This window comes from Brevundimonas sp. CURTG3B2_SDJG, from assembly GCF_057364705.1.
In genome coordinates this window covers 1-3,019 of the sequence record NZ_JBNFOJ010000325.1, presented here as the reverse complement: position 1 = coordinate 3,019, position 3,019 = coordinate 1, and the positions used below count along the sequence as shown (strand labels likewise).

4 protein-coding genes are annotated in these 3,019 nt (G+C 69.6%); 2 read left to right on the top strand and 2 right to left on the bottom strand.

Annotated elements, in window-relative coordinates; translation table 11 throughout:
* On the top strand, positions 1 to 857 hold an 857-nt coding region (locus AC2W7C_RS15980), incomplete at its 5' end, for a LytTR family DNA-binding domain-containing protein (protein ID WP_486002284.1).
* 22 nt (positions 858 to 879) lie between these two features.
* Here AC2W7C_RS15980 and AC2W7C_RS15975 read toward each other — a convergent pair.
* Positions 880 to 2,169 carry an MFS transporter gene (locus AC2W7C_RS15975; RefSeq protein WP_486002283.1) on the bottom strand — a complete coding sequence of 430 codons (1,290 nt, stop codon included), beginning with the start codon at positions 2,167 to 2,169 and terminating at the stop codon, positions 880 to 882.
* The gene (locus AC2W7C_RS15970; protein WP_486002282.1) at positions 2,166 to 2,738 is read right to left on the bottom strand and encodes a DUF998 domain-containing protein; all 573 of its coding nucleotides are present in this window, start codon (positions 2,736 to 2,738) and stop codon (positions 2,166 to 2,168) included. Before AC2W7C_RS15970 ends, AC2W7C_RS15975 begins: the two co-directional genes overlap by 4 nt.
* Positions 2,739 to 2,766: 28 nt before the next feature.
* On the opposite strand from AC2W7C_RS15970, the gene AC2W7C_RS15965 reads away from it, so the two are divergent.
* Positions 2,767 to 3,019: hypothetical protein (locus AC2W7C_RS15965; RefSeq protein ID WP_486002281.1), on the top strand; the 253-nt coding region annotated here is incomplete at its 3' end.

Genomic DNA, 3,019 nt, shown 5'->3' with positions numbered 1-3,019 from the left:
CGGTGACCAGCGGCGCGGCGGGCGGGACGAACGGCGCGGGCGATCGGCTACGGCGTCTGTTCGGGCGGGCCGACGGGCGCGACCTGAGGACGGCCTGGCTGGTCGTCATCCCCGTGACGGCCGTGGTCGCGACGGTGAACTCCCTCTCCAACCTCAGCGACATCCCTGACGTCGCCCGATGGGAGCCCTGGGTGTGGGAGATCTCCAGCGCGCTCTCGATCGTGGCGGCCATGGTCGTGCCGTGGCTGGCGACCGCCCTGGCCCCGCCTGACGAGGCGGCGGCGGAGGGTTGGCGGCCCAAGCTGCGCTTCGCCCTGATCCACGGGGCGGCGCTGGTGCTGTTCTCGGCGCTCCACGTCGCGGGTTTCGTTCTGCTGAGGCGCTGGGTCTACGAGCTCATGGACGCCGGGCCCTATGTCTTCGGCGACCGCTTCGTCTACGAGTTGCGCAAGGACCTGATCAGTTACGGGGTCTACGTTTCGGCCTTCTGGCTGATCGGTTACCTGCGCCGACGCAAGGACGAACCGGTGCGGCCGGTCAGCTTCGACATCCGCGACGGGGCTCGGCTCATCCGCGCGCCCCTGCCGGACATCCTGGCGGTCTCGTCGGCGGGCAACTACGTCGAGTTCTGGCTGGCGGATGGCCGGCGGCCGCTGATGCGGGCCACGCTGGCCGCGATCGAGGTGGAGCTGGAGCGGTTCGGCTTCGTTCGCGCTCACCGCTCCTGGCTGGTCAACGCCGGCTCGGTGACCGGGCTTAGGCCCGACGGCTCAGGGGATTGGACGGTCGAGCTTGGGCCCGTCGAGGCGCCCCTGTCGCGCCGCTATCCTCAGGCGCTGGAGCGGCTGAGGGGATAGGAGCTCTCGGCCGGCGTCGATCTCAGTCGTGGACGATCAGGCTCCTATGCTTGGTGTCGCGCATGAACAGATAGACCAGCAGCGACACGCCGATCATTCCGGTCACGTACCAGAAGAAGGCGCTTTCGACCCCCGCGCCCTTGAACCACAGGGCGACGTATTCGGCGGTGCCGCCGAACAGGGCGTTGGCGATCGCATAGGGCAGGGCGACTCCCAGCGCCCGGATATGGGCGGGGAACAACTCGGCCTTCACCACGGCGTTGATCGAGGTGTAGCCGCTGACGATCACCAGGGCGGCCAGGGCCAGCAGGAAGGCGACGAAGGGGCTGTCGACGGTCGCCAGCGTCGACATGATCGGCACGGTCAGCAGCACGCCCAGCACCCCGAAGGCGATCATCACCGGCTTGCGCCCGATCCGGTCCGACAGGGCGCCGACGGCGGGCTGCAGCAGCATGAACAGGAACAGGGCCGCGGCGCTGACCTCGGTCGCCACGTCCTTGGTGAAACCCGTGGTGTTGACCAGGAATTTCTGCAGGTAGGTGGTGTAGGTGTAGAAGGCCAGCGTCCCCCCGGCCGTCAGCCCCATCACCAAGAGCGCCTCCTTGGGGTGCTTCAGGATCAGCAGCAGGGCGCTCGATTTCGGGGCCGCCTGGGTGTCCGCCGCGACGAAGGCGCGGGTCTCGTCCAGCCGCCGCCGCAGCCAGAAGACGATCACCGCCAGGGCCGCGCCGACGAAGAAGGGGATGCGCCAGCCCCAGGATTCCAGGGCGGCCTCGCTCAGCGTGTTCTGCAGCAGGATCAGCAGCAGCAGGGCCAGCAGCTGGCCCGAGATCAGGGTCACGTACTGGAAGCTGGACCAGAAGCCGCGATGGTTCGCGGTCGCCATCTCGGACAGATAGGTCGCCGAGGATCCGTACTCGCCGCCGACGCTGAGCCCCTGCAGCAGTCGGGCGAACAGCAGGAGCGCCGGCGCCGCCACGCCGATGATCTCGTAGCCGGGCGTGCAGGCGATGATCAGGCTGCCGGTGCACATCAGCGTCACGGACAGAGTCAGCCCCGCCTTGCGGCCCTTGCGGTCGGCGTAGACGCCCATCACCCAGGCGCCCACCGGTCGCATCAGGAAGCCCACGGCGAAGATCGCCGCCGAGCTCAGCAGCTGGGCGGTGGAATCGCCCTTGGGGAAGAAGACCGGTGCGAAATACAGGGTGAAGGCCGCGTAGGCGTACCAGTCGAACCATTCGACCAGATTGCCGGCCGAGCCGCCGATGATGTTGCGCAGGCGGCGCGCGGGGGTCATCGGAACCTCGGTCATCGGGCGGCCTCCATCGGGCGGCGGACGTGCAGGGCGACGCCGATCGTCCAGGCCGCCAGGGCGACCTCGAGCACGCGCTGGGCGGCGCCGTAGTATTCGAAGGCGGGATGGACCAGCCAGATCGCGCCGACCGCCGGAGCGCCGCAGACGACCGCCAGGTGGAACAGGTTGCGCCCGCCGAGCCACTTCCGAGCCGCCAGGCCGGTCAGGATCACCCCGGTGACGCCGCACAGGTAGCCCACGCCGCCCAGCACGTCGTGCAGCACCGCCGAGGGACTGGCGTTAGTCAGAGAGCATTCGAAGTCGCAGGGGAACGCCCCGCCGAACGTTAGCCCCAGGCCGTTCAGGGCGCTCAGGAGAAAGCCGGCGATCGCCAACGGGCTGCGGGGAAACAGGCCGATGCACAGCAGCCAGAACGCCGTCAGAAGGGCCCCCGAGGCGATGAAGGCCAGGCTGACCTCCGGCCCGGTGATCGCGCCCGACGCGCCCAGTTCGCTGATGAACTGCCGCAGGGGATCGTAGCCCGGATAGGCCAGGCCGCCGGCGACGGCCGCGGCCAGCAGGATCATCAAGCTCAGGATCGCGCAGGCGAAGGCGATGGTGCGAATAGTCAGTCCCCCCGGAACATGGCGCTCCCATCATCCAGCCGTTGCCCATCCTGACCAGCGGCACGGGCGCGCCGCCCCGGTCGTCCTCGAACCGCTCGATCTCGCGATAGCCGGCTGCGCGGTACAGCGGCTCGCCGCCCAGGGTGGCGACCAGTTCGGCGGAGGTGTAGCCGGCGGCGCGGGCGGCGGCCTCGCACAGGCTCAGGATCAGGCGGCCGACCCCCCGGCGCGTGAACTCGGGC